This is a genomic window from Shewanella sp. Isolate11 (genome assembly GCF_022398315.1).
Taxonomy (GTDB): domain Bacteria; phylum Pseudomonadota; class Gammaproteobacteria; order Enterobacterales; family Shewanellaceae; genus Shewanella.
In genome coordinates this window covers 522,327-547,469 of sequence record NZ_JAKEVF010000002.1, presented here as the reverse complement: position 1 = coordinate 547,469, position 25,143 = coordinate 522,327, and the positions used below count along the sequence as shown (strand labels likewise).

The following is a 25,143-nucleotide window of genomic DNA, read 5'->3' as shown; positions in this document are numbered from 1 at the left end:
AAGGAGCGGTTTTTTTGTGGCTTAAATTACATCAGCTTAGGTGACTGCTCTACTGATACAAGTTTAATCGATATTAAAGTTGTAATAGATATCGAGCGATTTTTCGACCGCGCTGGATACAGTTTCTAAATAGAGTTGTGACATTAAGTAGTAGCGTACTGTCATCTCATAACCTGGAGTAAATACCCCAACACCATATTTGACCATGAGGTTTTCACCAACATAACCGCTGATGGCCACTTTTCCTTCATCGTTTGTATCAAGCTGAACATTGGATATCCCCAACTTTTCGATAACGCCTGTAGCCGTACTACTGATACTGTTGATCTCGCCATTACCTAATTGGTTACTTAAGGTTAGCGCCGCTCCTAACATGAGTGAACTGTTTTGGTCGCCGCTATTACTGTTAATCCCAGTACCTTTGATGATGTAAGACAAAATCTCTGCATGTTCCATTGTCGGTGTTGAAAACAGGGTGACAATTGGCTTAAGCGGAGTTCCAGTTATTCTCACGCCTGCGGTGACATCTTCAGCTTTGATCTCCCTAACGGCAACAATATTAAGGTTAGGGACTTCAATTGGGCCAATAAATTGCACCTCTCCGGTTTTGATCGTGAGTGTTTGCCCCATAAACTTATATGAACCATCCACTACTTTAACATCGCCATAAAGGTGAGGTGGGTTAAAAGGCTCTTGGCGTAAATCGAGTGTGCCTTGTAATTTTCCTCTTAGTCCCATGCCATCAATGAGCAGCTGATTGCCGACATTGATTTTAATCTTACTGGTTATGGCTATGGGGTGTTTTACTTGGGAGTCATCACTCAAGCTGTCACTGAAAATTACATCATTAGACTCGGCAATGCCCCCTTCTGGGAGCTGAACAATTTTTATGTGGCCAGAAGGTACATCCACTTGGCCCTTAATATCGATACTATTGCTGCTAAACAATATTTCCAGAGATGGGCTGACATCTAGAATCACCATCGGAGGTTGAATAACAGCTAATTTTTCGCCATTAAGGTTAATTTTGCCTTTTAGCTTTTCACCTCTCCAGTCCATATTGCCATTTAGGTCGGCTTTACCATCGCCCATCTTCCAACTGCCCTTGATGTCGGCATATTGGCCCCCCAAGCTAACGGACATATTGATGTCATCTAACTTGGTTGGGTTTGATGTCGCCAGTAATTGTCCCTCTATAAGGGTGAGTTCACCGACAATTTGTGGTTTTTGTAAGCTGCCAGACAGGCTTAAGTGGCTGGATACCATTCCCTCGATAATTTCTAATTGTGGGGTTAATTGGGCTAAGGCATTTAAATTTACATCGCTGATATTGACCTCACCAGAAAGGGGGTTATCTGGTGTAACGCCTATCTCTATGTGACTGTTGATATTGGCTAGGTTATCCGATTCAAACAGCGCTTTTATTTGCAGTAACTTTTCATCTAAAGTCGCCGAAAGTTGGACACTATGATAACCCGTGTCGACTTTACGTTTAGTGGATTGCACCGTAATTTTGCCGGGAGTCATATTGAATTCAACATTGGCCTGAGGCTTTTTCTGCTCTGCCCAACTGAAGTGTGAATCTAAGGTTGCGGGGCCGTACCAGGTCACTTCTTGCGGTAGTAGCGGTGCCAGCAAGGCACCTATATCACCGTCAAAGGTCACGCTGGTATCACCAGTGTCACTCAATTCTAGAGTATCTTTAACACACAAATTTCCGTGTTGATGTTGCCAACAAAATGGGGTTAAGCTGCCTTGTTGTTGCTTATTATCCCAAGCGACAATGATCGGCTTATCCAATTGGAGCAATCCTAACATTGAGTCGAAATTGAATTTACTGATCGCGAGATCTAATTTTTCGGTTTCGATATCGAAGCGGGAGTCGACAATGATATCTAGGTTAACACTCCCCTGAGTTTGTAGGCTGAGTTCTTGAAGTGCCTGATCGCCCTTGAGGTGAAGGTTTACAGTGTCGAGAGAAAAGTTTCTACGCTGAATATCGTCTGCGTCAATAAACAGGGCGAACTGTTGTTGGCTTAAAGGGCGATAAAAACCTTTGAGTTTGGCTTGCAGTAAACTGATATCGGTAAACTCTAGGGCTGAGGTATCACCATCTAAGGTGATCATTGGGTTATCGTTACTACCCGTGACATTAACGTTTACATTGATAGCGCCAGCAGCATCAGGATGCCAAAGACTTAAATCTGGTACCGAAAGGTGTCCCTCTAATGCCCAGAGATCGGCAACACTGCCAGAAAGCGAAAACTCTGACTGTAGTGCCTTTAACAATAGATGATTGGCGTTGAGGTGATATTGCTCATTGGCACTCACATCTCCTTGTAACTCTAATGGGTAATCATCAATGTTGCCCTTGATATCAGCTTCACTGATCCCAACTAGCCAATGTTTATCTTGTAGCTTTCCTTGGCTCCGTAAGTGTCCCTCGATCAAGGTGTTAGGGATGGTGATATCATCGCCCAAATTTAATCTTTGCAGCTGCAATGCTTGGGTGTTGAGTGAAACATCCCAATGAAGCTCATCGCCATAGGCGAGTAACCCATTGAGTTGAATGCTGCCCATGGAGCTACTGACATCAAGTTGTTTGATATCAACTTGTTGCTCTGCATGGCTAAGCTGCGTATCGATTTGCAACGGTGGTTGATAAGGCGTTTGTATTTCACCAGTAAATGAAGCCGTTTGCTGTAGAAGACTGCCTTGCGAGTCAAGAGTTATCTGTTTGGCTTCGTAACTAGGGGATTGCAGCGGCCACATAATATGATCGCTATTAAGGTGTAATGAATAGGGCACAGTCGGCACTGTGAGATTAGTTTGGCTGGCCAATTGAAAATTAATATGTCCATTACCGAGCGCATCAAGCTTAAGGTCTGTTAGATCGCCATTGAGTTTGGCATCAATATGTTGTTTTTCTAATTGTGGCAACTCTTTAACCTGCTCAAGTAGCAGATCTAGGTTTAGTGCCATCGGATAGTGATCTTTTAAGCTAATATGACCATCGAGTCGCAATTGACCATAATCATGCTCGATCAGAAGTTGATCGAGATTAATACGATGACCCACATAGCTGCCTTGAAGTACGGCTTTGGCAATATTGTCTTGGCGTTTACCGAGTATGATTTGGCTGTCGAACATTAAGGCATCATCGATAAAAATTGGCATCGGGATGGCCACTTGTGGCATCTGCGCAAGTAGCCAGCCGGTATCATCTTTTTTATCCTCGGCTGATGACGGATTGTCATTGATAGGGATATTAACTATTACCCCTTGTGTTGATAATTGATTGACTCGTAGACCGGTTGAAAGCCAACTCGCTTGCGTATGAATACTGTTGGCCGCAAAGTGCATCTCATCTACACGCACATTAATATTTCGTAGTGCGGCTTGAGTTAGGCTGATACCTATGGGCAGTTGCAGTTCGCCATTCTCTATTTCAATCTGCTCAGGAGCTGTATCTTGTGCTTGATTTGGATTTTCTGCAGTCGCGGATTCGGATAAGGCTTGTTCAATTGCTGCGATATCAATTTCGACATTGGCTTTTGAGGTCTCCAGCCCATTAACACACAACTGTTTTTGAACCAAACATAGTGGTCGCCAATCGAGTTGTAGATCGTCAATCTCTACTTTTATGCCAGCCATAGACCAATTAGCATAATCGAGTTTAAGCTCACTGTTTAGGGTACCCGAGTGATAGCTGACTTCAAGGTTAGGCACAAAGGCATCGGCTAAGTTGACGGCAATACGAGTGCCCAGTGGAGTACCGATAAAAATAGCTAATAACACTAATAACAGCAGGGGCAGATACAATATCACCCGCAGGGTATTTTTAAGCCAAGTTAAGCATCGTCTGAAAATGCTGCGAGGTGGTGTGGCCTGGGCACTCGCTGTCACAGTTTCCCTTAATTCACTGGTTTTATTGGTACCTGAGGTCATAGCTCTGACCCCATAGTGAGATGGATGCGCCACGAACGATCGACGGTTTCGGTTTCTTTAAGACCCACACCGACATCTAATCGAATGGGACCTATGGGTGTGATCCAATGAATGCCACCACCCACAGAGACGATAGGTTCAATTTGGTCGATATCAAATGCATTACCCGCATCGACAAAGGTTGCTACACGCCAGCTTGGAGTCAAATAATATTGATACTCAAGACTGCCCACCAACATATAACGCCCACCGACCACCATTCGTGCCAGTTCATTATCTTCATTGACATAATCGATATAAGGGCCGAGTTCATTGTAGGCATAACCGCGAATACTCTGATCGCCACCGGCAAAATAACGTAATGAGGGAGGGACGTAGGCAATATCTTCATCAGCTACAATATTGGCACCTATGTCGAGCCTAGCAACGATCCTATGCCTATCAAAGAAAGTATCTATCCATTTAAATTTCGCTTGTAAGCGAGTTAATCGGACATCTGAGCCGGTATTGGGGTCGGCATATTCGAGGCTGTAATATTGAAAATAGCCTGACTTAGGGTCAAGGGTGGTATCGCCACGATGAGTGTACGATAGACTGCTACCTAAAATTAAAAAGCGTGGGTCGTAGTCAATATCCGACTGAGTGTAAGACTCGTCCAAAGCATCAATCGAGTAAGTTAATATCCAGCGGCTCTGTAACCGTTTTTGTCTGACCACGCCTACGGTATAAATAGTAGATTCGAGTTCGCCGGTATTAACATAATCGCGCTTCCCTGCATCGTAGACTTGATCTACTCCATATTTATCCCGCAGCAAGCCTAAACGAATTTTTAGCTGATCGTCTAAGGGATGCGTCAGTGGAATGGTGTAAGTGGTTAAAAATTTAGGTCGATCCGGGGACCACTCGAGCCGAGTTTCCTGCGAGTGACCATAACTATTAATCTGCGGAGTACGCCAAGTGACTCGAACTCTTGGCTCAATGCCTCCATCATCAGAGTTACCCACATCGGCACCAAAACCCAGTTCGATGGAATGGCTAGATTTAGGTGTGAGTTCCACTTTAACTGGAACGGTTTCGTTCTCTGTCTTATCCAGCTGAGGGATCACTTTGATATTGCTAAAATAACCAGTATTGACTAATTGTTGATTTAGGGAACCCAGCCGGGCAGTACTGTATTTGGCATTAGGCTGGAAGGGAACCAATTTGTCCAAAAAACCGGGCTGTAAGGTATGGCCGCTGAAGTTGACATCACCCAGGTGATAACGATGACCAGATTCATAATGTAGATTAATTTTGGCAGTATTTAAGTCTCGGTTCACCACGATACTATTGGTAACATATCGCCCGTCGAAATAACCTCTCGCCAATGCTAATGTGAGTAACTGCGACTTCACATCCTCATATTGACCGTGATTGAGAATGTCACCAGGTTTCATGGCGACATTATTGAGCCACTGATTCACGGCATTATCGTTTTGGATCTCGCCTTGAAGCTGAATATCAACCCATTGAATACGTGTTGGTTCGCCTGCTTTGACTGTAATGTTTAATTGCCAAGGTGCATCTTCAGGACTGAGTACTTGTTGCTTAATTTGGCCATGATAATAACCCAAGGAGTGCAGAGCCGCTTCAATGTTATCTTCGGCGTTGAAGATGAAGGCATTACGTTGGGTCTTGGATTTAGGTAACTCGCCCAAATGGGCTGTAATGTTACGAGTTAGAGCTTCGTCGGCTCCAGTCACTTTGACCTCCAGCCAATTGTTAGCCGAAGCAGAGAAAGCACTTAAGCTAACTGCGATAAGCAACAGGCGAATGACCACAGGTGAAATGAAAAAAAATCGCAACAAAAATGGGCTCTATCTATTTGAAGATATTATTATCGGCTATTGTCGCAGATTCTCTCAGGCAAGCAAGAATATGATTGTAATTAATGGCTAATATGGCTACAAATAAATAAAAAATTCATAAGGAATTCCGATGAGTATAAAAATTAAACAACTCTATTTAGGCTCGTTAATTGGACTGAGTTTAGTGGGGAATGTGTGGGCACAAAATGAGCCATTTGCCATCGCAATTCATGGCGGAGCCGGAACCATTTCAAAAGCCAAATTAACCCCTGAGCAGCAGAAGGCTTATCGTGAAAAACTCAAGCAAGCGGTCGATGCGGGCTATAAAGTATTAGAAAAAGGCGGGGATAGTCTGTCTGCGGTCACTGCGGCAATTCATATTTTGGAAGATAGTCCGATGTTTAATGCTGGACTTGGGGCGGTTTATACTTATGACGGTAGCCATGAAATGGACGCCTCAATCATGGATGGTAACACCATGAATGCCGGTGCTATTGCTGGGGTAAAGCATATTAAAAACCCGATTGATCTCGCCCGTAGCGTGATGGATAACTCGGCCCATGTGATGTTATCCGGTAGTGGTGCAGAAGAGTTTGCGTTAACACAAAACTTTACTTTAGTACCAACGACCCATTTCGATACTAACAGCCGTTATCAGCAGTTGCTGGATGCAAAACAGAAATTAAAAGCCTTCGATGAACAAAATGAAGCTAAAGTTGACCATCAAGCTGCTCTCGATTATCTCGACCTAGATTACAAGTTTGGCACTGTGGGTGCTGTTGCGCTGGATAAACAGGGCAATTTAGCCGCGGGTACTTCAACCGGAGGTATGACTGCAAAACGCTTTGGCCGCATTGGCGATTCGCCCGTCATTGGCGCCGGGACTTATGCCGAAAATGGTGTTTGCGCCGTGTCTGCGACGGGTCATGGTGAGTATTTTATTCGCTATCACGTTGCTGGTGATATCTGTGCTAGGGTCAAGTATCAGCAAAAGTCGATCATTCAAGCTGCCGACGAAGTTATCAATCAGCGTTTAATTACCGCAGGTGGTACAGGCGGTGTAATCGCCATCGATCAGCGCGGTAATATTGCGACACCATTTAATACCGAAGGCATGTATCGTGCGACGCGCAAAAGTGGCGAACAAGCACAGGTGATGATCTGGCAGGATAATTAATCCACACACTAATTAATCAGACGGTATATTGTAAAAAAGAGGCGATTTTTGCCTCTTTTTGTCTTTAGCAGATACTTATTTCAATTCTAAGTTAGTTTCTCTAAACCTCGCTATTTCAGCTTAGTGTTATCTTCAAATAGATATTTTATATAACATCAATACATTCAACTTATTAGCTTGAAGTTTGAGTGGCCTCGCGGCTTTTTAGCGCAGAATGGACAAAAAATCTAATGTATTAGGCTAAAGGGTTCTATTAAACAATCATGCTTGTTTTCATATATTTGCCTGTAAAGCCAATGAAACTGGGACTTTGACAATTTTTTTGTGGCTTCTCCTTGACTACAATTAGGTTCTTACACTATGTGAGATTGAAGTTATGGATAGCTATCAAAGATTGTTAGTCGTCATCGACGAACATGATTTTAGTCTTAAGGGAATATCTAGAGCATTGTACATGGCCAGTAGAACCAATGCGGTGGTCATAGTTATGTTGCTTCAGCACGGTAACTTTGTCAGCCGACTTGTAGACACGTTCGAGCAGAGTGATTCAGAATCATTACCAAATACTAAACATCTAACGATTGAAAAAAAGCGTCAGTGTATAAATGAATTTATTAAGTCAACTTGTCAGTCTGGGTTAAGTATTTCACAGGCGGCGATCAACTGTACTAGTTGTGACGATGTACTGACGTTTTGTGATGATTTTAAAGTCGATGCTGTGTTTATAGCCGCTTCAAGACATAAGTTATGGAACTGGCTAACAATAAAAGCGCTGGATATTCGCTTGATCAGAGAATCAACCAGACCCGTAGTTGTAGTTAAAGATCATCTATGGGAGCCAGGGGGACGGATCATCTCCTTGATAGAACCTTGTACAGAAGATATAGAGCACAAAGAGCTCAACGAGACTGTGTTACAAACTACGGCGCATTTTACTCAGTTGCTTAAAGGTGATTGTCATCTGGTTGATTGTTATTTTGGTGAGACTCCGAGTATCTCCTTTCACCAAGCCATGACTCCTGAATCAAATGAAGGTTATCATTTTGAGCAAATGTCCAAATACACCAGTCAGTATCACCTGTTACCGTCCAATGTGAAAACCGTTAACGAACATTTTCATTTGGCAAAAGAGTTACCCGAAGATGCGATCGAATCGTTGTCGAAACGGGTTGACTCAGAATTAGTGATCTTAGGGGATAAAGGTACACCAAATCTGTTGTCTAACTTATGCGGGAATGTGGCAGAGCAGGTTATCGATCGTATTAATTGTGATTTGTTAGTGGTAAAAAAATCCAGTTCAGCATTTAATTAAAAGCCCCATATAAAACCATTAAAAAGGCGCACTAAGGCGCCATTTTTGTACATGGATGATAATCGTTAGATTATTTCTTAATCCATTTTCCTTGTGGCGTTTGAATATACTCGCCTTGTGCCGTTGCCTCTATTGCCTTTTGAGCGGCAAGTTTGGCAACATCATCGACACTAATACCATTTTTTTTGGCAATCTTTTCATAGTGTGCACGGCGTTTACTGTTCACCGATTTAGCCAGCGCTTGCGCTTCACTGCTATTGACCACAACACCCAAGTAGCCATCGGTTTGCTCACCCACTAAGCCTTGGCTTTTCGCATCATGTAGGGAAATAGCAAAGGCGTTGAAGCTGAACACAAGAGCGGTGACTAGCAATAATAATTTATGTTTCATTTTTCCTCCTTTGCTTAAAACAGCTCGTCGTTGCTGATTAACTCATCGAGTTCTTTATCCACTTTAATCTTAATCTCATGCTCAATTTTAACGTTGAGATTAATGACAATGGGTTTGTCGGGCGGCTCAATTTTTACTGTTGGTGTGCAGCCTGTTACGCTGAACAGTATCGTAGCGCCCAATATGGCAGTAGCTAAGTTTGGCAATATCTTCACGAATGATTCCTTTTAAATAGCTATATCTCGAGCCTGTTGGCCTATGAATAACACTAGCTTACTCTTGCTAAGATGACGATAAGCTGAACGTTAAAAATATTGGCTTTGTTAAATCAAAACTATTGGCCCATGGCATTTTCTATTTGATTTTGTAACGTGTCGCCAATCTGTAAGCTCTTGAGTAGTTGTAACATATTTTCTTCCTGAGTGTAGTTCAAGTGGATAGGTCGTTCTATATCTTTGGCGCGACCTTTGACGTTGACCTTAAGCAAAGCATCGCCATTTTTATCCATATCGAAACTGCTGGATAGCTCGCTGTAGTGCAGCTCTTCTAATGCCGAAAAGGCAAAGTCTAAATAGGGCTGTGATAAACGCATTTGCATCACCGCGGGATTATCATCGACTTTGATTAAGCCGCCGGGAGGGCGGGCAGCCAATCGGCCACCACTGACAGAGACTTTATTGTCTGCCAGTGAAACAGGTAATACACCATCGAAAATCCCATCGGCATAGATCCCCACTTGAGGCTGCACTTGCATGAGCTGCTGTAATTCGAGGCCTTGAAGAACCAAGTACGCATCAGAGGGAGAATTTAGGTTTAAATCGAATAGTGGCAACAACAGTTTGCCGCCTAGGGTCTCCGCGGTGGCGGTAAAATCGATATCGGCGGTTTGTTTTGTGTTGATTGAATTGGCAGCGACCAATTTGTCAGAGTTTAATGAGGTATCAGTTAATAGCCCATCGATAGTTCGGTTATCTATGTTGATTTTAGCTTGACCGCTGACATTTGTTAGTAACACACCAGGATTAAAGGCTTGAATAGATAAGGCTAAGCTATCGCAATAAAAGTGTCGTAAGGGGGAAGGTGTTAACTCAGATGCGTCAAATAGACATTGACCTTTCAGGTTTGCTTGTTCGAAGGGAAACTGGTTGAAACTGCCTTCACTGATACTGATACTGGGGGTAAAGCTCGCATGTATTTCACTGCCACCCTGGTGCCACACTTGTTGATGCTGAGCGGCAAGGGAGAGATCGCCGATCGCCGTTAATGGTAGTGAGAGTTTGAACCACTGCTGCAGCTGTTTGGTTAAATCACCTAAGTCACTGTTGAACTGAAACTCACCTTTTAAACTCGCTAGGGATTGTCCTTTATCGCTGTATTGGTCGGATTCAATCGTCTTTAACAGTTTATTTGATAACGTTAACTGATGTTGGCTTTGTAGGTTTAGCTTATCCAACTTCCAATCTTCCCGAGTCTGTAATTGCGAGGCATTCAAACCTGGCTTCCAATTGAGTTGCTGTTCAAGATTGAAGGTTTCAAATTGAGCACGGGTGCGTATCCGCTGTTTGCCCAATAAATAAAAATGATCTGTAGTTATGAGTCCTTCAACATCATATTGAAACTGGCTTTGCCAAGCTTGATTGAGCAAGCCGATGGTTTGTGGCTTGCCTTTTTCTGTTGTTGCTGGCTGTTGTGGCGTTTTAATCAGGGTGAACGGCGTTGTATTTAACGAAATGGCATTTATATGAGTCTGGCGTGTTAAGGTTTGTTCTGCCGTACCTAAGTGCTGAGTGAGTTCGCTAGCCGTTAATTTTATAGCGATAGCAGGGATTTGTGCTTGAAGTTTAAACCAGCTTGATTGATTGCTGTACTCATCTCGCTTTGAAGCAATACTCAGTTTGTCTTGGCTGCTAAGTGTAAATTGTGTGCTGTTCATTTCGGCAACAGGGGAGAAGCCCTGCACAGATTGATATGGTTTCTTGTTGTACAGCTTTATGTTTGGAGCTGTGGTGGTCACAATCACAGGCTCTAGCATTAAGCGCGCAAGTTGACCTTGGCCTAACTGGAGTTGACCGCCGTCTAGCTGTAGCCGTGTTTGATCACTGGAAATAGCGATCTGTGTTTGTTCTGCTGATTCTAAATCACTGAGATTAAGTTTGTTTCCAGCTATCGTCAGCTGAGTCTTACCCCAATCAAACTGGGTTAAATCTGTGATGGTCGCGTTTTGTTGTAACTGTAGCGCTATTTGTTGGGCCTCAAGATGCAACTTGGGCTTGTTGAACTTTGGTGATATGAGACGTAACTCGCTGCCATCAGCAATACTGACAGTCGATGATAATGAATTGCTGTCAGGTTGAGTGGCATTATTTTGATGCATCAAGCTGAGATGTCCTGTGGCATTAACAGTGAATGTTTTAACACTGATGGCTTGTGCTGTGGCTTGTATCTTAGTTGCTTTAGCGCAGTTTGAAGACAGTGATAGTGATTCAGTGGCCAGTTGATCTAGCTCGATACACAGAGGATTGCGGCGATTAAAATTAAGCTGCCATAGAGCTGTAACTTGATAACCAGAATCGAGATGATGAACTGCCAGCTCGTTGATTTGGCTACTCAATTGATTGACTGCGTTTTTAGCGTCAGAGTTTTCATCTAATGAGACGATAAGTTGTAATTCTGGCACCGTTAATTGCTGTGAGGTTAATTGATAGTTTAAAGGTTTTAACAATGACAAATCGATCAGCATTGTTGGATTTTCTGCAGGAAATCTTGATTTTACCTGCTTTGAGGGTGATGCATTTTGGTTCGACTTTTTTGATAGCTGATTAATGATTTCGACTATGTTCTCGGCTAATGGCTCATTAATATGTGTAGTTAAAGCCTGTAGTTGTTTAGGTGTTAACCCTAAAGAAATCGCCATAGGTTTTAGGCTGAAGATCAAATCACTCAAGGGACCTGCAAGAGAAAAATCAACCTTATGTTCAGTGGCTGAGTTTATATCTGATTCGAAAGATTGTGGCTTTAACACTATGGCTTGCTCAAGCTGTGTTTGATTAATCTTTGCTGCCGAAATATAGCTCTGTTGCAGTTGATGTTGTGAATCAAGCACAAAAGTATCGAGGTTCAGATTGATTGTGGAGTGAAGTGTTCCACCAAAGCTGAGCTGAAAGGCTTCGACTAACTCTTGTAGGCTTGCGAGTGCTTGTAGCTGTGATGGCTTTGGTTGCTGCGGATGTTGTGATGAGTTACCGAGTTCCTTAAGTGTTAACGCCGAAAACAGCAAGTCTTTAAAGGTATCTAGAGATAATTGAGTTTGTGCATGCCAATCTTGCTCGCCCAGTTGGGCATTAATATCGATTAAGCGCTTATCTTGGTGACTGATGGCACTGAGTAAGTGACCTTGGCTATCCAAGCTCAGATAATTAAGATCTAGGCTAAGTTGATTGTTTTCTATCGCAGCCAGATTTAGCTGCGCCTTACCGACGGCGATTAACGGCAAGGTTTTTAATTGCGCGGCAAAATCGCTGGCAGCGGATTGGCTTGATGTCGATGGCGAATCAAATATTGTCGGTGATAGCGAAACTTCAATATTATCCACGGCTACCGATTTGATATCGGCAAGAGACAAGGCGTGCCAAGAAACCTTATCACGCAGACTTATTTGAAGTTTTTCAATATGAATTATGTTGCCATTAATATTAAGGGTAATGGCACCGACTTTACCGCGCAGTAAGGCATCGGGAGTGATGGACAGTGAGATGATTTGACTATTGTAAGGCGCAAGAAGCTGATTAACACTCGCTGTGGTGATTCCTGCAAAATGAGTGTAAGTTACTGAAAGCGTTATCGAGACTGCCGCGATCAGCAGCAAGCTTACCATAATGATCAGCCGACTCGTTTTAGAAAGGCGTTGCCACATCTATCCCTATCTCTTGACCTGTCCGTTGGATTTACTTGAGTCTATCATCGCTAATGACTGAAAGGATAATTTACTATGAGTTTCACGACATTTAGTCTGCTGTAAGCTAATTATTGAGTAGCAAAAAAGGTCGCTGTTGCGACCTTGAGATTGATAGCTACTCAGCCCAGCCGATAATGGTAGTGAGTCTGTGCTGGCCATTAGGCTCGAGGATCACTTGATCTTCTAATACATTCGCCGCTTCCAAGCACACCATAGTCAGATAATCGTCGTCATTAAAGCGTGACAGCCATTTAGATTTATCTATCCAAGGGTTCCACAGCACAGCCGAATGACTGTTCTCGCGTGCAACATTAATAGTCCCCTGAGGCGTATGCAGTTGTTGTTGGGGTTCTAGCTGGGTATAGACTCGGTCAGTTTCTTTATCGAATTTAACCTTGTCACCTTGTTGTGGGTAAGGACCTTCACCAAACTCAATGTATTTTGCCCCTTCAAATCCACTGGCTTGCAGTTGATGAATATCACCGATAGGGAAATAGGTGTGTAGGGCTTGAGTTAGACTAAGGGTTTCTTCACTGAGGTTGGTGTTGATTAAAGTGGCTCTGAGGGTATCGGTTAGAGTGAAAACCATTTCAACTTTAGTGTTATAGGGCCAGTATTGTTTGTCAGCTTCGCTAAGGGGCAAGCTAAAGACTAATTCAACCGCTTGATCTTTCATCTGTACCGAATCTAATGACCAAATACGAGTACGAGCAAAGCCATGTTGCGGCCAATCAGAGTTTGTGTGCATGCCAAACCAAGGCCAGCAGATGGGGATACCACCACGAATTCCGTTACCAGGCTGGTAATCATCGGCGCTAGACACCCATAATAAAGGCGCTTTCCCTTTAGGTATGAAGGTGTCTATTTGAGCGCCTTGCAAAAAAATCCTAGCCTGACAAAGGTCTGTATCGACATCGACATACTCTAAGCCATTCGGGTGTTTCTTGGTGGTAACTGAAGCCATTCGCTGTAACCTTATTCCTTGATGCTGGCCATTGGCCGGAATGAAGATATTAGCTTACAGAGTTTTAACAAAAAGAATAAGCACTGTGTTGATTGATATTGCGATTTTGCTGTTCGTTTTCGCAAACAAGGGATAAATCCTAGTGACAATGCAAGGGTTAACACTTATCAAACTGCAATAAACGGTTGTTGGCTGGCATAGTATGGTCGGCTGTTAAGCTTAACCCCGTTTTGTTTGCAAGCTCAATGATCCATTCGATATCGCGAATGCCACTGTGGACATTTCGCTCTTTTAGCCAGATATCAAACTGACGGTTACTCTCGCTGGTATAGTGATTGTTGTAGTTAAATGGCCCATAGATACAACAGCTTCCACCGGCAACCAAATGTGTTGCAATACCGTCAAAGCAAGCCTCGACCATCTCCATGCTCATGATATGTAGCGTATTAGCACTGAAAATTCCGTCAATGGCATCTGACTGGCATTGCCAAGGCTGGGTGACATCCAGTGAAATGGGCGTGGCAATATTCTTGCTGCCTTCAAGGGCTATTCGTATAGCAAGGGACTCAATATACTCTTGCTGATCACTGGGCTGCCACTGTAGATGGGACAAATGTTTGGCAAAGTGAACCGCATGTTGTCCGGTACCGCTTCCTATTTCAAGGATGTGATTTTTATTGGCAAAACTGGCTTGTAAGACTTCCAGAATCGCGTGCTTGTTATTTTCACTTGCTTGAGAGAAGGGAAGTTGATTGAGTTCGCTCATTAATTTTGCCTGTTATCTGGTTAAGGGTTATTTGTTTAAGGGCAATCAGTTTTAGATGCTTGAGTGCTATTAGAGTATGACAATGATGAATAGATGAAAAGTCATTACAATGCTGGGAGTTAAGCCCATTATTCAACATGAGTTTATTGGAACACTGCAGCAAAAATAAAGCACGCTAGTGCGTGCTTTATTCAGATATTTTATCAGCCCGTTATTTGGCTAATAAACCTCGGCTGCGTAGTAGTGGCTCGATTCCGGCTTCTTTACCACGGAAACGCTTGTACAACAGCATAGGATCGTCGCTACCGCCTTGAGACAATACATTGTTTTTAAATGCATCGGCTGTGGCTTTATCGAAGATCCCATTCTCTTTAAAGGCTTCGAAGGCATCCGCGCCTAAGATATCGGACCATAAATAGCTGTAATAACCTGCTGAATATCCACCCGAGAAGATGTGTGAGAAATAAGTGCTGCGATAACGCGGCGCGATTTCGTTAATCAGCCCCATGTTACTCAAAGATTCAGCTTCAAACATAGCGGCATCTTTAGGTGTGGTATCGCTAAGTGAATGCCAATCTAAGTCAAGTTTAGTCGCGGCCATATATTCAACGGTAGCAAAGCCTTGGTTGAATTGGCTGGCAGCGCGGATTTTCTCAACGAGTGATTGTGGGATCACTTCACCTGTTTTGTAATGCTTAGCGAAATGGTTAAGCACTTCAGGTTGCGTCATCCAGTTTTCCATCACCTGAGAAGGAAACTCAACATAATCTCGAGGAACCGAGGTACCTGCTTGTGAAGCATATTCCACATCTGACAACATGGTATGCAACGCGTGACCAAACTCATGGAACAGGGTGCTTGCTTCATCGAAGGTCAGTAGCGCAGGCTCATCGCCGATTGGGCGAGGATAGTTTAATACGTTGACGACGATAGGAATGGTATTTGCGCCGTTGACACGTGATTGTGGACGGTAAGAGTTGTTCCATGCGCCACCACGCTTGCTATCTCGCACGTAATAGTCACCCATAAAGATGGCCATTAACTTGCCGTCCTTGTCATACACTTCCCAAGTGCGTACATCTTGGTTGTATTTAGGTAGATCGTCGCGTTCTTTTACCGTTATCCCGTATAAACGGTTTGCGGTATAAAACACGCCTTTTAGGGTATTTTCTAAAGAGAAATAAGGTCGAGTTTGCTGCTCATTAAAGCTGTATTTAGCGACACGGATCTTATCTGAATAATACCACCAATCCCATGCTGCAAGTTTAAAGTCACCGCCTTCGGCATCAATTAGCTTCTGCATATCGGCGACTTCTGCCTTAGCTTGGTTTAAGGCTGCTGGCCAGACGCGATCTAATAACTTGTAAACATTCTCAGGCGTCTTAGCGGTACGCTCTTCAAGTACATAATGGGCATGAGATTTGTAACCCAGTAGCTGAGCACGTTCGGCGCGCAGAGCGGCTTCTTTGGCTAGGATCTGTTTGTTGTCGTTGGCATTATTGTTATTGCCTCGCTCGATATAACCCTTGTAGATCTTTTCACGAAGCTCGCGATTGTTTGCATAAGTTAAGAATGGCGTGATAGAAGGGCGGTGAGTGGTAAATACCCATTTGCCAGCGTGGCCACGTTTAACCGCGGTTTGCGCCGCAGCGTCAATCACATCTTGTGGTAGGCCAGCCAAATCGGCTTGGTTATCGATCACCAGTTCGAAACTGTTGGTTTCGGCTAACAAGTTATCACCAAAAGCCAAGCTCAGTTTGCCAAGTTCTTCATTGAGTGCACGCAGTTTGATTTTATCAGCTGGATTAAGATTAGCTCCGCCGCGGGTAAATGATTTGTAGGTATCTTCAAGCAGTTTTTGCTGGGCGACCGTCAAGCCTAATTGGTCTTTTTGTTGGTATACGCTTTTTACTCTTTGGAACAGTTTGTCGTTAAGGCGGATATCGTCACGCGCAGCAGATAACAGCGGGGAAACCTCTTTCGAGATGGCTCTTAATTCATCACTGGTATCGGCACTGGTTAGGTTATAAAACACTCTTGCTACTTTAGTCGTCAGCTCACCAGAATGCTCCATGGCTTCAATGGTATTGGTAAAAGTGGCTGGCTGAGGATTATCGATAATCGCTTGGATTTCGGCTTTATGCTCTGCGATACCCGCTTTAAATGCTGGAAGATAATGCTCTGGCTTGATATGAGCAAAATCTGGCATTTCCATAAAGGTGTTGTATGGCTTAAAGAAAGGATTGGTGGCGTTATTTTTAATAATAGTTTGTGCCACTAACTGTTGCTCACTGACGCTTTGGCTTTGATTTGCTGAATCGTCTGATGAGCTACTACAAGCGCTTAGGGCAAATGTCAGTGCCATTGCCGATACTAAAGGTTTGAGGGTGTATCCCTTCATATTAAAACTCCCAGAATGGTTAACCATTGTTGATGTTTTTGCTTGTTTTATTTGAGTTAGGCTAAGAGGCTAGCTTGCCAAAAAAGCGGTCACGACAAAAGAATCTTTTGACGAAATGAATGCATAATTATCGCGGTTTTAGCGGTGAAATCTATCAAATTTGTGTTTAGTTTGTAACAAATGTTGTGAAGGTAGCGATGTTATGTTTTCAAACTTAAAATCTGTGGCAGAATGAGCTTTCCCTGTCGTTAATAATAATATTCAACAATATGATTCGTTTACCTTCTTTGTTTATGTCCAGTTTACTGGCGATTTCTTGTGCAGCCATTTTTACTCCTTTACATAACGCTCATGCCAATACGGTTCAATTGCAGCCGATCTCGGCCATCACAGATAGCGTCGCAGAATATGCGGTGCAGCAATATGGTCCTCAAACCGTAGACAGTCTGGCTAAGTTAGTCAGTTTCAATACTGAGGCCGTTGACGGCTTAACACCAGATACCAACCCTGAGTTCATCAATTTTAAATTGTCTCTTAAACAGCTGAGTCAAACATTAGGGCTCGATTATGCCGATCATGGTTATGTCGTTTTGATTGGTCTGGGAGACAAAGAAAGTAAACTGGGGGTGATCACCCATGGAGATGTTCAACCTGCCGATCCTAAACTGTGGCAAAAGAGTCCCTATGAACTCGATACCACCACGACACCGGGACTGCTTATTGGTCGTGGTACTGAAGATGATAAAGGCCCTATTGTCACCGCTATGTACGCCATGAAGGCGATAAAAGATAAAGGTTTAACTTTAGACAGACGTATCGAATTGATGGTGTATATGGCTGAAGAATCTAATTGGGAGCCATTGAAACAGTTTCTGACAGGATTCACGCCTGCCGATATCAACATCACTATCGATGCCGAATATCCAGTTGTGACTGCGGAAAAGGGCTGGAGCATGATAAGTTTTACCGTGCCAAAGGTTAAAGATGCAGCTGAAACAGAAACGAAACCAAGTATAAGCGCTTTTAGTGGCGGATCGTTTGCCAGCCAAATTCCTCAGCAAGCCCGAGCGACGTTACAGCATGTAGATGCCAAGTTGTTACAACTATTAAAACAGCGCGGCGCGTTACAACAAGGGATGCGCTACCAGTTTATCAGTGATAATGGTTCACTGACGATTTTAGCCGACGGTAAATCGGCACATTCTTCCACCCCTGAAGATGGCATTAATGCGGTAACCCATCTAGCAGAACTGCTCTCTGGCTTCGATTGGCCACAGACTCAGGCAGCCTTGACGCAGAACTTTATCGCCGAAATGATTGGCCTTGGCTTAAATGCTGAGCAGTTTGGTGATATTGGCTATAGCGATGACTTTATGGGGCCGATGACGCTTGCACCGACTGTGATCAAACAAGACGATAACGGTACTCAAGTGATCATCAACCTAAGACGTCCCATAGGTAAAACCCCTGAAACTTTGGATAAGCAGGCTCATGCGGCAATCAAACAGTGGCAGGCTAAACATCATGTCACTCTGGCCGATGTCAAAACCTATTGGGGTGAACCTAAGGTGATGGATAAGGCACCGCATTTAAATACCTTATTGTCTGTCTTTGGCCATTTCACTGGCGAGAAAAATCCTCAGCCCGTGGCAATTGGCGGTTCCACTAATAGTAAACTGTTCCCTAATGCTTTGAGTTTCGGCCCAGCCATGCCTGGTGTGGAATACACAGGCCACAGCGAACATGAGTTTATTAGCCACAAGCAATTTATGCTGAACCTTAAAATGTATACCGCTGCATTTATCGAGTTGGCAGTTGAGCCAAAATTACTTAACTAAATCTCTTTACTAACGCTTTGGAGTAAAGCATTGCAGTAAACAGGGTATTGGTTCAAATAATCCAAAGGGAAGCTAACGCTTCCCTTTTTTAATTCCTATTTTCAGGTCTAAATAACCTGAGCTCTGGATAAGCAGAGCCGCTGAATAGGCATCTTTGCGTGCCTCTCTGCGTTGCTCTGCCTAACCATAGCTCGCTATGGTGTACGACAGAGTGCCTTGATATGCCCAAAAATCTGCGCATTCAGTCAGGAAAGAGACTTTCCTTTTAGAACTAATCCTTTATAGCATTGAATTAGCTTGTTAAATTTAGATTTTCCGACACTCGTTATCCCGAGTTCAGGTTAAATAGTGAACCTAATAGCCTAACGCTTCACTGCCTGCGCGCCTAGGATCTGAAGCACCATAAAGACCTTCGTCGGTGATCATAATGGATTGTGTCGAGCCCATAGCGCTGCCGACTTTCACTTTCTGGCCTTTAGCTTCGAGCAATCTAATTGTGTCGATATTCAGGCTCTTCTCTGCACGGATCTCATCGGGTAACCATTGATGATGAATGCGTGAGGCATAAGTGGCTTCGGCTATATTCATGTGATGGTCAATTACATTCATGATGATTTGCAGTGTGGTGGTGATGATCCGCGAACCACCTGGACTACCCGTGACGATAAAAGGTTTACCCTCTTTCATCACGATAGTAGGGCTCATCGAACTTAATGGGCGTTTCCTGCCTTCAACCGCGTTGGCAGTACCGCCAATTAAACCGTAGCCATTAGGCACACCAGGTTTGGCTGAAAAGTCATCCATCTCGTTATTAAGCAAAATACCGGTGCCATTAGCCACTAAGCCCGAACCATAACTGAAATTCAGTGTGTAGGTGTTGGCAACGGCATTGCCCCATTTGTCCACGACAGAGTAGTGAGTCGTTTGCGGACTCTCATAACCGGCAATCTGACCCGGTGCTATCTCACTGCTAGGCATAGCGCGATCGAGGCTAATCGCTTTAGCACGGGTTTTGGCATAAGATTTACTGATAAGCTGCTTTACAGGGACGTCGATGAAGTCAGGATCGCCTAAGTATTGACTGCGATCGCTATAGGCTCGTTTCATCGCCTCACTCATGAGGTGAATAGTATCTGCGCTGTTATGACCCATTGATCCAATAGGATATGGCTCAAGCATATTGAGGATCTCAATAATATGAATGCCACCAGAAGAGGGCGGCGGCATAGATACAACTTGGTAGCCTCGATATTCACCTTCAACCGGTTGACGCTCAACCACCTGGTATTGTTTGAGATCATTTAATGTCATGATCCCACCAGCCTGATTCACAGCGGCAACAATTTTGTTGGCGGTTTCACCTTGATAAAAGCCTTTGCTGCCATGCTGACTGATTAATGACAGCGAATGGGCTAATTCGGGCTGCTTTAACACTTCTCCAATTTGATAGTCGCTGCCATCAGGTTTGTAAAAAATTGCTTTTGAACTGGGCCATTGGCTAATTCGGCGCTTAACGCCTGTGAGTGAGTTAGCCAGATCAGCAGTGACACTAAATCCTTGTGTGGCGAGTGCTATTGCGGGCGCCAGAACTTGTTCCAAGGTCATGGTGCCATAATGTTTCAACGCGTATTCCATGCCCATGACAGTGCCGGGCACCCCCACGGCTAAACCATGTTCACGACTCAGTTTTGATACGGCATTCCCTTGTTCATCGAGGAAGATATCTTTATCGGCACTTGCTGGCGCGACTTCGCGGTAATCGATAGCTAAGGTTTTATTTTCCTTTGCAAGGTGGACTAACATAAATCCACCGCCACCAATATTTCCAGCGCGAGGTAAGGTCACAGCCAGAGCAAAACCTACACCCACAGCTGCATCGACGGCATTGCCGCCTTGTTTAAGGATCTCGACACCCACTCGTGTCGCTACCGACTCCTGACTGGAAACCATGCCATGTTTTGCCCAGATGGGTTGGACGGTGGCGCTATTGCTGTATATTGAAGATTCGGCTTTATGAGCTGGCGCTGCTCCATGAGCAAATTGACCGCTAACGAGAGTTAACGACAGTGTCAGTGCGCTCAGTAGCATTTTTGTAGGATGCACATCAATTCCTTGGTGACTGATTCTGAGAATAGGTTTGATCTCAATGTGCCGATTATTAAATGTAAAATCAACCCGTTATTACAGGAGCTGCAGTGGCTGCGTTATTTAAATTCAGTTATGTCAGCGAGATAGGTCAGTTGGCTAAGTCTGATTGGGATCGCTTAATGGCTGAAGATAATCCATTTACAGCATATGATTTCTTGCATGCCTTAGAATCCAGTGGCTCGGTTTGTGCTGAAACGGGCTGGCAAGCTATGCACTTAACCATGCATAGGCAGACTCAGGTTGACGACTCAGACTCAGAGCTCGTTGCTATGATGCCGCTTTATTTAAAAACTCATTCTTATGGCGAATATGTATTTGATTGGGCTTGGGCTGAAGCCTATGAAAGACATCAACTGGATTATTATCCCAAGCTGGTTAGCGCTGTTCCATTTACCCCGATTTCTGGAACTCGGCTTGGGCTAAGCGAAACATTGACGGCTGAAGATAAACTGCAACTGGTTCGGCAGTTAACCGACTTTTTAGCACAAACGCTACAAGCATTAGCGGGCTCTAGTTGGCATATCTTGTTTCATCACAAACAGGAACAGCAATTGTTCCAACAAGTGGGTCATCTCACAAGGCTAGGAACTCAGTTTCATTGGTTTAATCGTGATTATCAGCATTTCGATGATTTCTTGGCTAGCATGAGCAGTCGTAAACGTAAGAATATTGCTAAGGAGCGGCGTCAGCTACAGGAGAAAAATCTTAATTTTCGCTTTATTGAAGGCTCGGATATCAGTGAGTTTGATTTACAACATTTCTATCGCTGCTATCAAACCACTTACCTTAAACGCTCCGGTCATGGTGGTTATCTTAATATTGCGTTCTTTCGTGAGCTGATTGAAACCATGGCCAGCAGTGTCAGGCTGCTTATCGTCGATCAAATCAGCGAAGAGGGGGCGTTGCCGATTGCGGCAGCACTCTATTTTGTGACTCAGCAAACCCTGTATGGCCGCTATTGGGGATGTTTAATGGAGATAGAAGGACTGCATTTTGAAACTTGTTATTACCAAGGTATCGAGTATGCCATTGCTCAAGGGCTTAAAAAGTTTGATGCAGGCGCTCAGGGGGAGCACAAGGTACTGCGAGGTTTTGAGCCAATTGAAACCTATTCAGCCCATGAAGTGTTACATCAGGGATTTCGCGAGGCGATAGCGGCGTTTACGGAACAAGAGAATGTGCAGATCCATAGCTATATGGCACAGCTCAAGCAGATTTTGCCTTATAAAAAGCTTGCTAATGATAATTAAGGAATAAATTGCTTGTCTTAGCTAGGGTTAACCAAGAGCTAACCAGAACCCTACACCAAGCATTAAACTGCCGGCGATTCGATTCATCCACTTGATGTTGTCACCTTGGCTTAAAAATAATCTGAGAGACTTACCACCGCTGGCGTAGGCTAGCATGCTGGTAAATTCGGTCAGCATGATCACCGATAACAACATCAAAAGTTGTGGTGCGATAGCATTTTCAACATTGATAAACGGCGGCAGTAGGGAGATCATAAATGCCCAGCCTTTAGGATTCGCAATCGCCGTGACAAAACCTTGGGTGATTAAGGCGCGATTACTTATGGTGCTCTCTGTGTTATCTAGCTTGGCCATTTTGCCTTTCGCTCGCCACATCTGTATGCCGATATAAGCCAGATAAAGCCCGCCCAACCACTTTAAGATTTCAAAAATTTGCGGATAGTTAAGCATCATACTGGCTACCCCCATTACTGCTGCGATAGCGACCAGTGCGACACCAACCAGTTCACCTATCATCATCCACAGGGTGCGTCTAACACCTATGCTCATGCCTAATGTCATGGCTAAGGTCATGCACATTCCCGGCGTAATTGAGACAAAAAAGAAGGTGGGTAAAAATACCGCAATAAGAATATGATCTGACATAACCGCCATCGGACACAGGGTAATAAAACAGCTTGCTAGTGTAGAGATTTATGGCGTTGCTGCAACAAAAAACCAGCTTGAAAGCTGGTTTTTTTATCGCCATTACAGCTTTAGGTTGTTGTTTAAAGCACACCACGGCGAACTTGATCGCGCTCGATAGATTCAAACAGTGCTTTAAAGTTACCTTCACCGAAACCTAAGTTGTTTTTACGTTGGATGATCTCAATAAAGATCGGACCAAATAGGTTTTTAGTGAAGATCTGCAACAGGTAACCGTCTTCATCGCCATCGACTAGGATTTGGTGATGCTTGATACGCTCTCTGTCTTCAGTTACTTGAGGTAGCTTTTCGAAAATGGTGTCGTAGTATTCAGGAATAATATCTAAGGTCTGAATTGAACTACCTTCCATCGCGTCTAATGAACCAACAATATCTCGGCTACGGAATGCTAGATGCTGTACTCCAGGGCCATTGTATTCTTGTAGATATTCATCGATTTGGTTTTTGTCATTGCCTTTACCTTCGTTAATCGGGATGCAGAAACTGCCATCCGGTGAACGAAGTGCATAAGAGATCAATGCAGTTTGCGAACCTTTGATGTCGAAGTAGCGAACCTCGGTGAAACCAAAGATATCTTTATAGAAGTTTGACCAATGCTCCATAGTGCCTTTGTAGACATTATTGGTGAGGTGGTCGACTTCGATAAAGCCTTTCTCTTGTGTGATCACTGGCGCGCTTAGATCTTCAAAATCATTGTTGTAGATATTGTTGTCGTCACCAAAGGTATCGATGAAATAGATTAAGCTGTCACCGATGCCATAAATAGCTGGATAGGGCAGATCTTTATCTTCATCACTTGCCGCTTTAGCACCACGAGCAACGGCGCCTTCGAATGCAAAGTTAGCATCTTCAACGCGCCAACCCATAGAGCTGATAGCTGGGCCGTGTGACTTAGCAAACTCCGCAGAGAAACCTTGCTTCTCGTTATTGAGTAAGAAGTTAATATCATTTTGCTTGTAGTAAATGATCTCTTTTTGCTTGTGCTTTTTCAGCATTGAAAAACCGAAATCAATAAACACTTGGTGCATAAAATCACTGTCTGGAGTACAAAACTCGGTAAATTCAATGCCTAGTAATCCGAGTGGATTTTGTTCGCTTGCCATGTGTATTTCCTCACTTCATTTATTGCGCTGCAGTTAGCTTGCTGTAGCTGTGTATTATTCGCGTCTTGGCTCAGTATTAACTTGCTGAGTTAAGGTTATTCTTCTATCCAAGAGCGGTTATATTCCTGGCTCATGCAACTCTGCACATGCTCGGTTAAGTTCAGTGGGGCGAATGTGTCGACCATCACTGCGTATTCATAGGTTTCTGTTTTGCCGATAGAGGCTTCTGTTCGTCCCGGTTGTGGCCCGTGTGGTACCCCTTTCTGATGCAGCGTCATGTAGCCTGCTTCAATTCCTGTACGGCTCATAAAGTCGCCATCGACGTAGTAAAGTACCTCGTCACTGTCGATATTATTGTGGTAATAAGGCGCAGGAATTGACTGTGGATGGAAGTCATAAGGTCTAGGAACAAAGTTACAGATCACGAAGTTGTGTGCTGTAAAGACAATATGATCTGATGGGGGAAGATGGATTTTACCCACTTTAGGTGCGTAGTCTTGGATATTAAACGCCCATGGATAGACGCAACCATCCCAACCAACTAAATCAAATGGATGCCATTGCAATTCGGTTAATTGATATTTATCACCAAATTTCGACACCAAAGGAAACTGTCCTTGTTCGACGATAGCCTCTTGTAAGCTAGGCACTCGAATATCGCGTTCACAGTAGGGTGCAGACTCGGTGAGCTGGCCATATTCATTGCGGAAATGTTTAGGAACTTCCACCATAGAGAAGGCTTCGATAATAAATAAACGCACGTTGGTTAAATCATCGAATTTAAGCTGATAAGTGGTGCCTCTAGGAATGACTAAGTAGTCCCATTTTTTCACCTCTAATGCGCCATATTCACTATAAAGTGTACCTTGGCCCTCATGGACAAACACCACTTCATCGGCATAGGCGTTACGGTAAAACTCGTTAGTGTCTTGAGTCACCTTGGCGCTGTACATGGCCACATCGTTATTAAAGAAGATCTTGTTACGAGCGCTAAAAAAGTTACCGGCGCAATCGAGCTGTTTGGCATCAAGCTTATAGTTTTGAATAAGGCTGTCTTGCCACTGTTTACCATGGCTTAAAGGATAAGCTTCAACCTTTAACGCCTTCGTTGGCATGTTGTGGTGATACTTATTCGAATAGATGTTGGAAAAGCCGTGGGTTGAAAATAATTCCTCACGATAAAGCTCACCACTTTCCTTTTTAAAAGTGATGTGACGTTTATGGGGGATTTGCCCTTGTTTTACATAAAATGGCATAGCTAAAATCCTTGCTGTGTTAGCGAGCACAGGCATCTATTTTGTGATCTAGCTAACAATCTAGTTGCTGTAATGACCAAAA

General features: G+C 43.7%; 16 protein-coding genes. 4 read left to right on the top strand and 12 right to left on the bottom strand.

All coding sequences use genetic code 11. The features are described 5' to 3' along the window. Positions 1-63: 63 nt before the first annotated feature. Together L1D21_RS07660 and L1D21_RS07655 are read right to left on the bottom strand one after the other, a co-directional pair. Positions 64-3,948, bottom strand: a complete 3,885-nt coding sequence (locus L1D21_RS07660; RefSeq protein WP_239844646.1) for a translocation/assembly module TamB domain-containing protein — start codon at positions 3,946-3,948, stop codon at positions 64-66. Next, the gene (locus L1D21_RS07655) at positions 3,945-5,795 is read right to left on the bottom strand and encodes an autotransporter assembly complex family protein (protein ID WP_239844645.1); all 1,851 of its coding nucleotides are present in this window, start codon (positions 5,793-5,795) and stop codon (positions 3,945-3,947) included. Before L1D21_RS07655 ends, L1D21_RS07660 begins: the two co-directional genes overlap by 4 nt. Positions 5,796-5,925: 130 nt before the next feature. Here L1D21_RS07655 and L1D21_RS07650 point away from each other — a divergent pair, with 130 nt between their 5' ends. Together L1D21_RS07650 and L1D21_RS07645 are read left to right on the top strand one after the other, a co-directional pair. Further along, entirely contained in the window at positions 5,926-6,972 is a 1,047-nt protein-coding gene (locus L1D21_RS07650) for an isoaspartyl peptidase/L-asparaginase (RefSeq protein ID WP_239844644.1), read from the top strand. A gap of 376 nt (positions 6,973-7,348) precedes the next feature. Next, entirely contained in the window at positions 7,349-8,284 is a 936-nt protein-coding gene (locus L1D21_RS07645; protein WP_239844643.1) for a universal stress protein, read from the top strand. Positions 8,285-8,354: 70 nt separating this feature from the next. On the opposite strand, the gene L1D21_RS07640 is transcribed toward L1D21_RS07645, so the two are convergent. The 6 genes from L1D21_RS07640 to L1D21_RS07615 form a co-directional block, all read right to left on the bottom strand. Then, positions 8,355-8,675: a YdbL family protein gene (locus L1D21_RS07640; protein ID WP_239844642.1), complete on the bottom strand. Its 321-nt coding sequence runs from the start codon at positions 8,673-8,675 to the stop codon at positions 8,355-8,357. 14 nt (positions 8,676-8,689) lie between these two features. Then, positions 8,690-8,884: a YnbE family lipoprotein gene (locus tag L1D21_RS07635; protein WP_239844936.1), complete on the bottom strand. Its 195-nt coding sequence runs from the start codon at positions 8,882-8,884 to the stop codon at positions 8,690-8,692. A 125-nt stretch (positions 8,885-9,009) separates the two neighbouring features. Next, the gene (locus L1D21_RS07630) at positions 9,010-12,588 is read right to left on the bottom strand and encodes a YdbH domain-containing protein (RefSeq protein WP_239844641.1); all 3,579 of its coding nucleotides are present in this window, start codon (positions 12,586-12,588) and stop codon (positions 9,010-9,012) included. Between the two features lie 157 nt (positions 12,589-12,745). Beyond that, complete coding sequence (locus L1D21_RS07625; protein ID WP_239844640.1) at positions 12,746-13,594, bottom strand: D-hexose-6-phosphate mutarotase; 849 nt, start codon at positions 13,592-13,594, stop codon at positions 12,746-12,748. Positions 13,595-13,751: 157 nt separating this feature from the next. Then, positions 13,752-14,360 carry a DUF938 domain-containing protein gene (locus tag L1D21_RS07620; RefSeq protein WP_239844639.1) on the bottom strand — a complete coding sequence of 203 codons (609 nt, stop codon included), beginning with the start codon at positions 14,358-14,360 and terminating at the stop codon, positions 13,752-13,754. A 211-nt stretch (positions 14,361-14,571) separates the two neighbouring features. After that, positions 14,572-16,761, bottom strand: a complete 2,190-nt coding sequence (locus L1D21_RS07615; protein ID WP_239844638.1) for a M3 family metallopeptidase — start codon at positions 16,759-16,761, stop codon at positions 14,572-14,574. A gap of 293 nt (positions 16,762-17,054) precedes the next feature. Here L1D21_RS07615 and L1D21_RS07610 point away from each other — a divergent pair, with 293 nt between their 5' ends. Continuing rightward, entirely contained in the window at positions 17,055-18,599 is a 1,545-nt protein-coding gene (locus L1D21_RS07610) for a dipeptidase (protein WP_239844935.1), read from the top strand. 354 nt (positions 18,600-18,953) lie between these two features. Here the strand turns inward: L1D21_RS07610 and ggt are convergent, their stop codons facing one another. Beyond that, a complete protein-coding gene (ggt, locus tag L1D21_RS07605; protein WP_239844934.1) occupies positions 18,954-20,687 on the bottom strand; it encodes a gamma-glutamyltransferase in 1,734 nt (577 codons plus the stop codon). A gap of 107 nt (positions 20,688-20,794) precedes the next feature. On the opposite strand from ggt, the gene L1D21_RS07600 reads away from it, so the two are divergent. Continuing rightward, positions 20,795-21,997: a GNAT family N-acetyltransferase gene (locus L1D21_RS07600; protein WP_239844637.1), complete on the top strand. Its 1,203-nt coding sequence runs from the start codon at positions 20,795-20,797 to the stop codon at positions 21,995-21,997. Positions 21,998-22,024: 27 nt separating this feature from the next. On the opposite strand, the gene L1D21_RS07595 is transcribed toward L1D21_RS07600, so the two are convergent. The 3 genes from L1D21_RS07595 to L1D21_RS07585 form a co-directional block, all read right to left on the bottom strand. Then, positions 22,025-22,642 (bottom strand): LysE family translocator, encoded by a 618-nt coding sequence (locus L1D21_RS07595; protein WP_239844636.1) that lies wholly within the window; start codon positions 22,640-22,642, stop codon positions 22,025-22,027. A 122-nt stretch (positions 22,643-22,764) separates the two neighbouring features. Next, the gene (gene hppD, locus L1D21_RS07590) at positions 22,765-23,805 is read right to left on the bottom strand and encodes a 4-hydroxyphenylpyruvate dioxygenase (protein WP_239844635.1); all 1,041 of its coding nucleotides are present in this window, start codon (positions 23,803-23,805) and stop codon (positions 22,765-22,767) included. Positions 23,806-23,900: 95 nt separating this feature from the next. Further along, positions 23,901-25,061 (bottom strand): homogentisate 1,2-dioxygenase, encoded by a 1,161-nt coding sequence (locus L1D21_RS07585; protein WP_239844634.1) that lies wholly within the window; start codon positions 25,059-25,061, stop codon positions 23,901-23,903. Between the last annotated feature and the right edge of the window lie 82 nt (positions 25,062-25,143).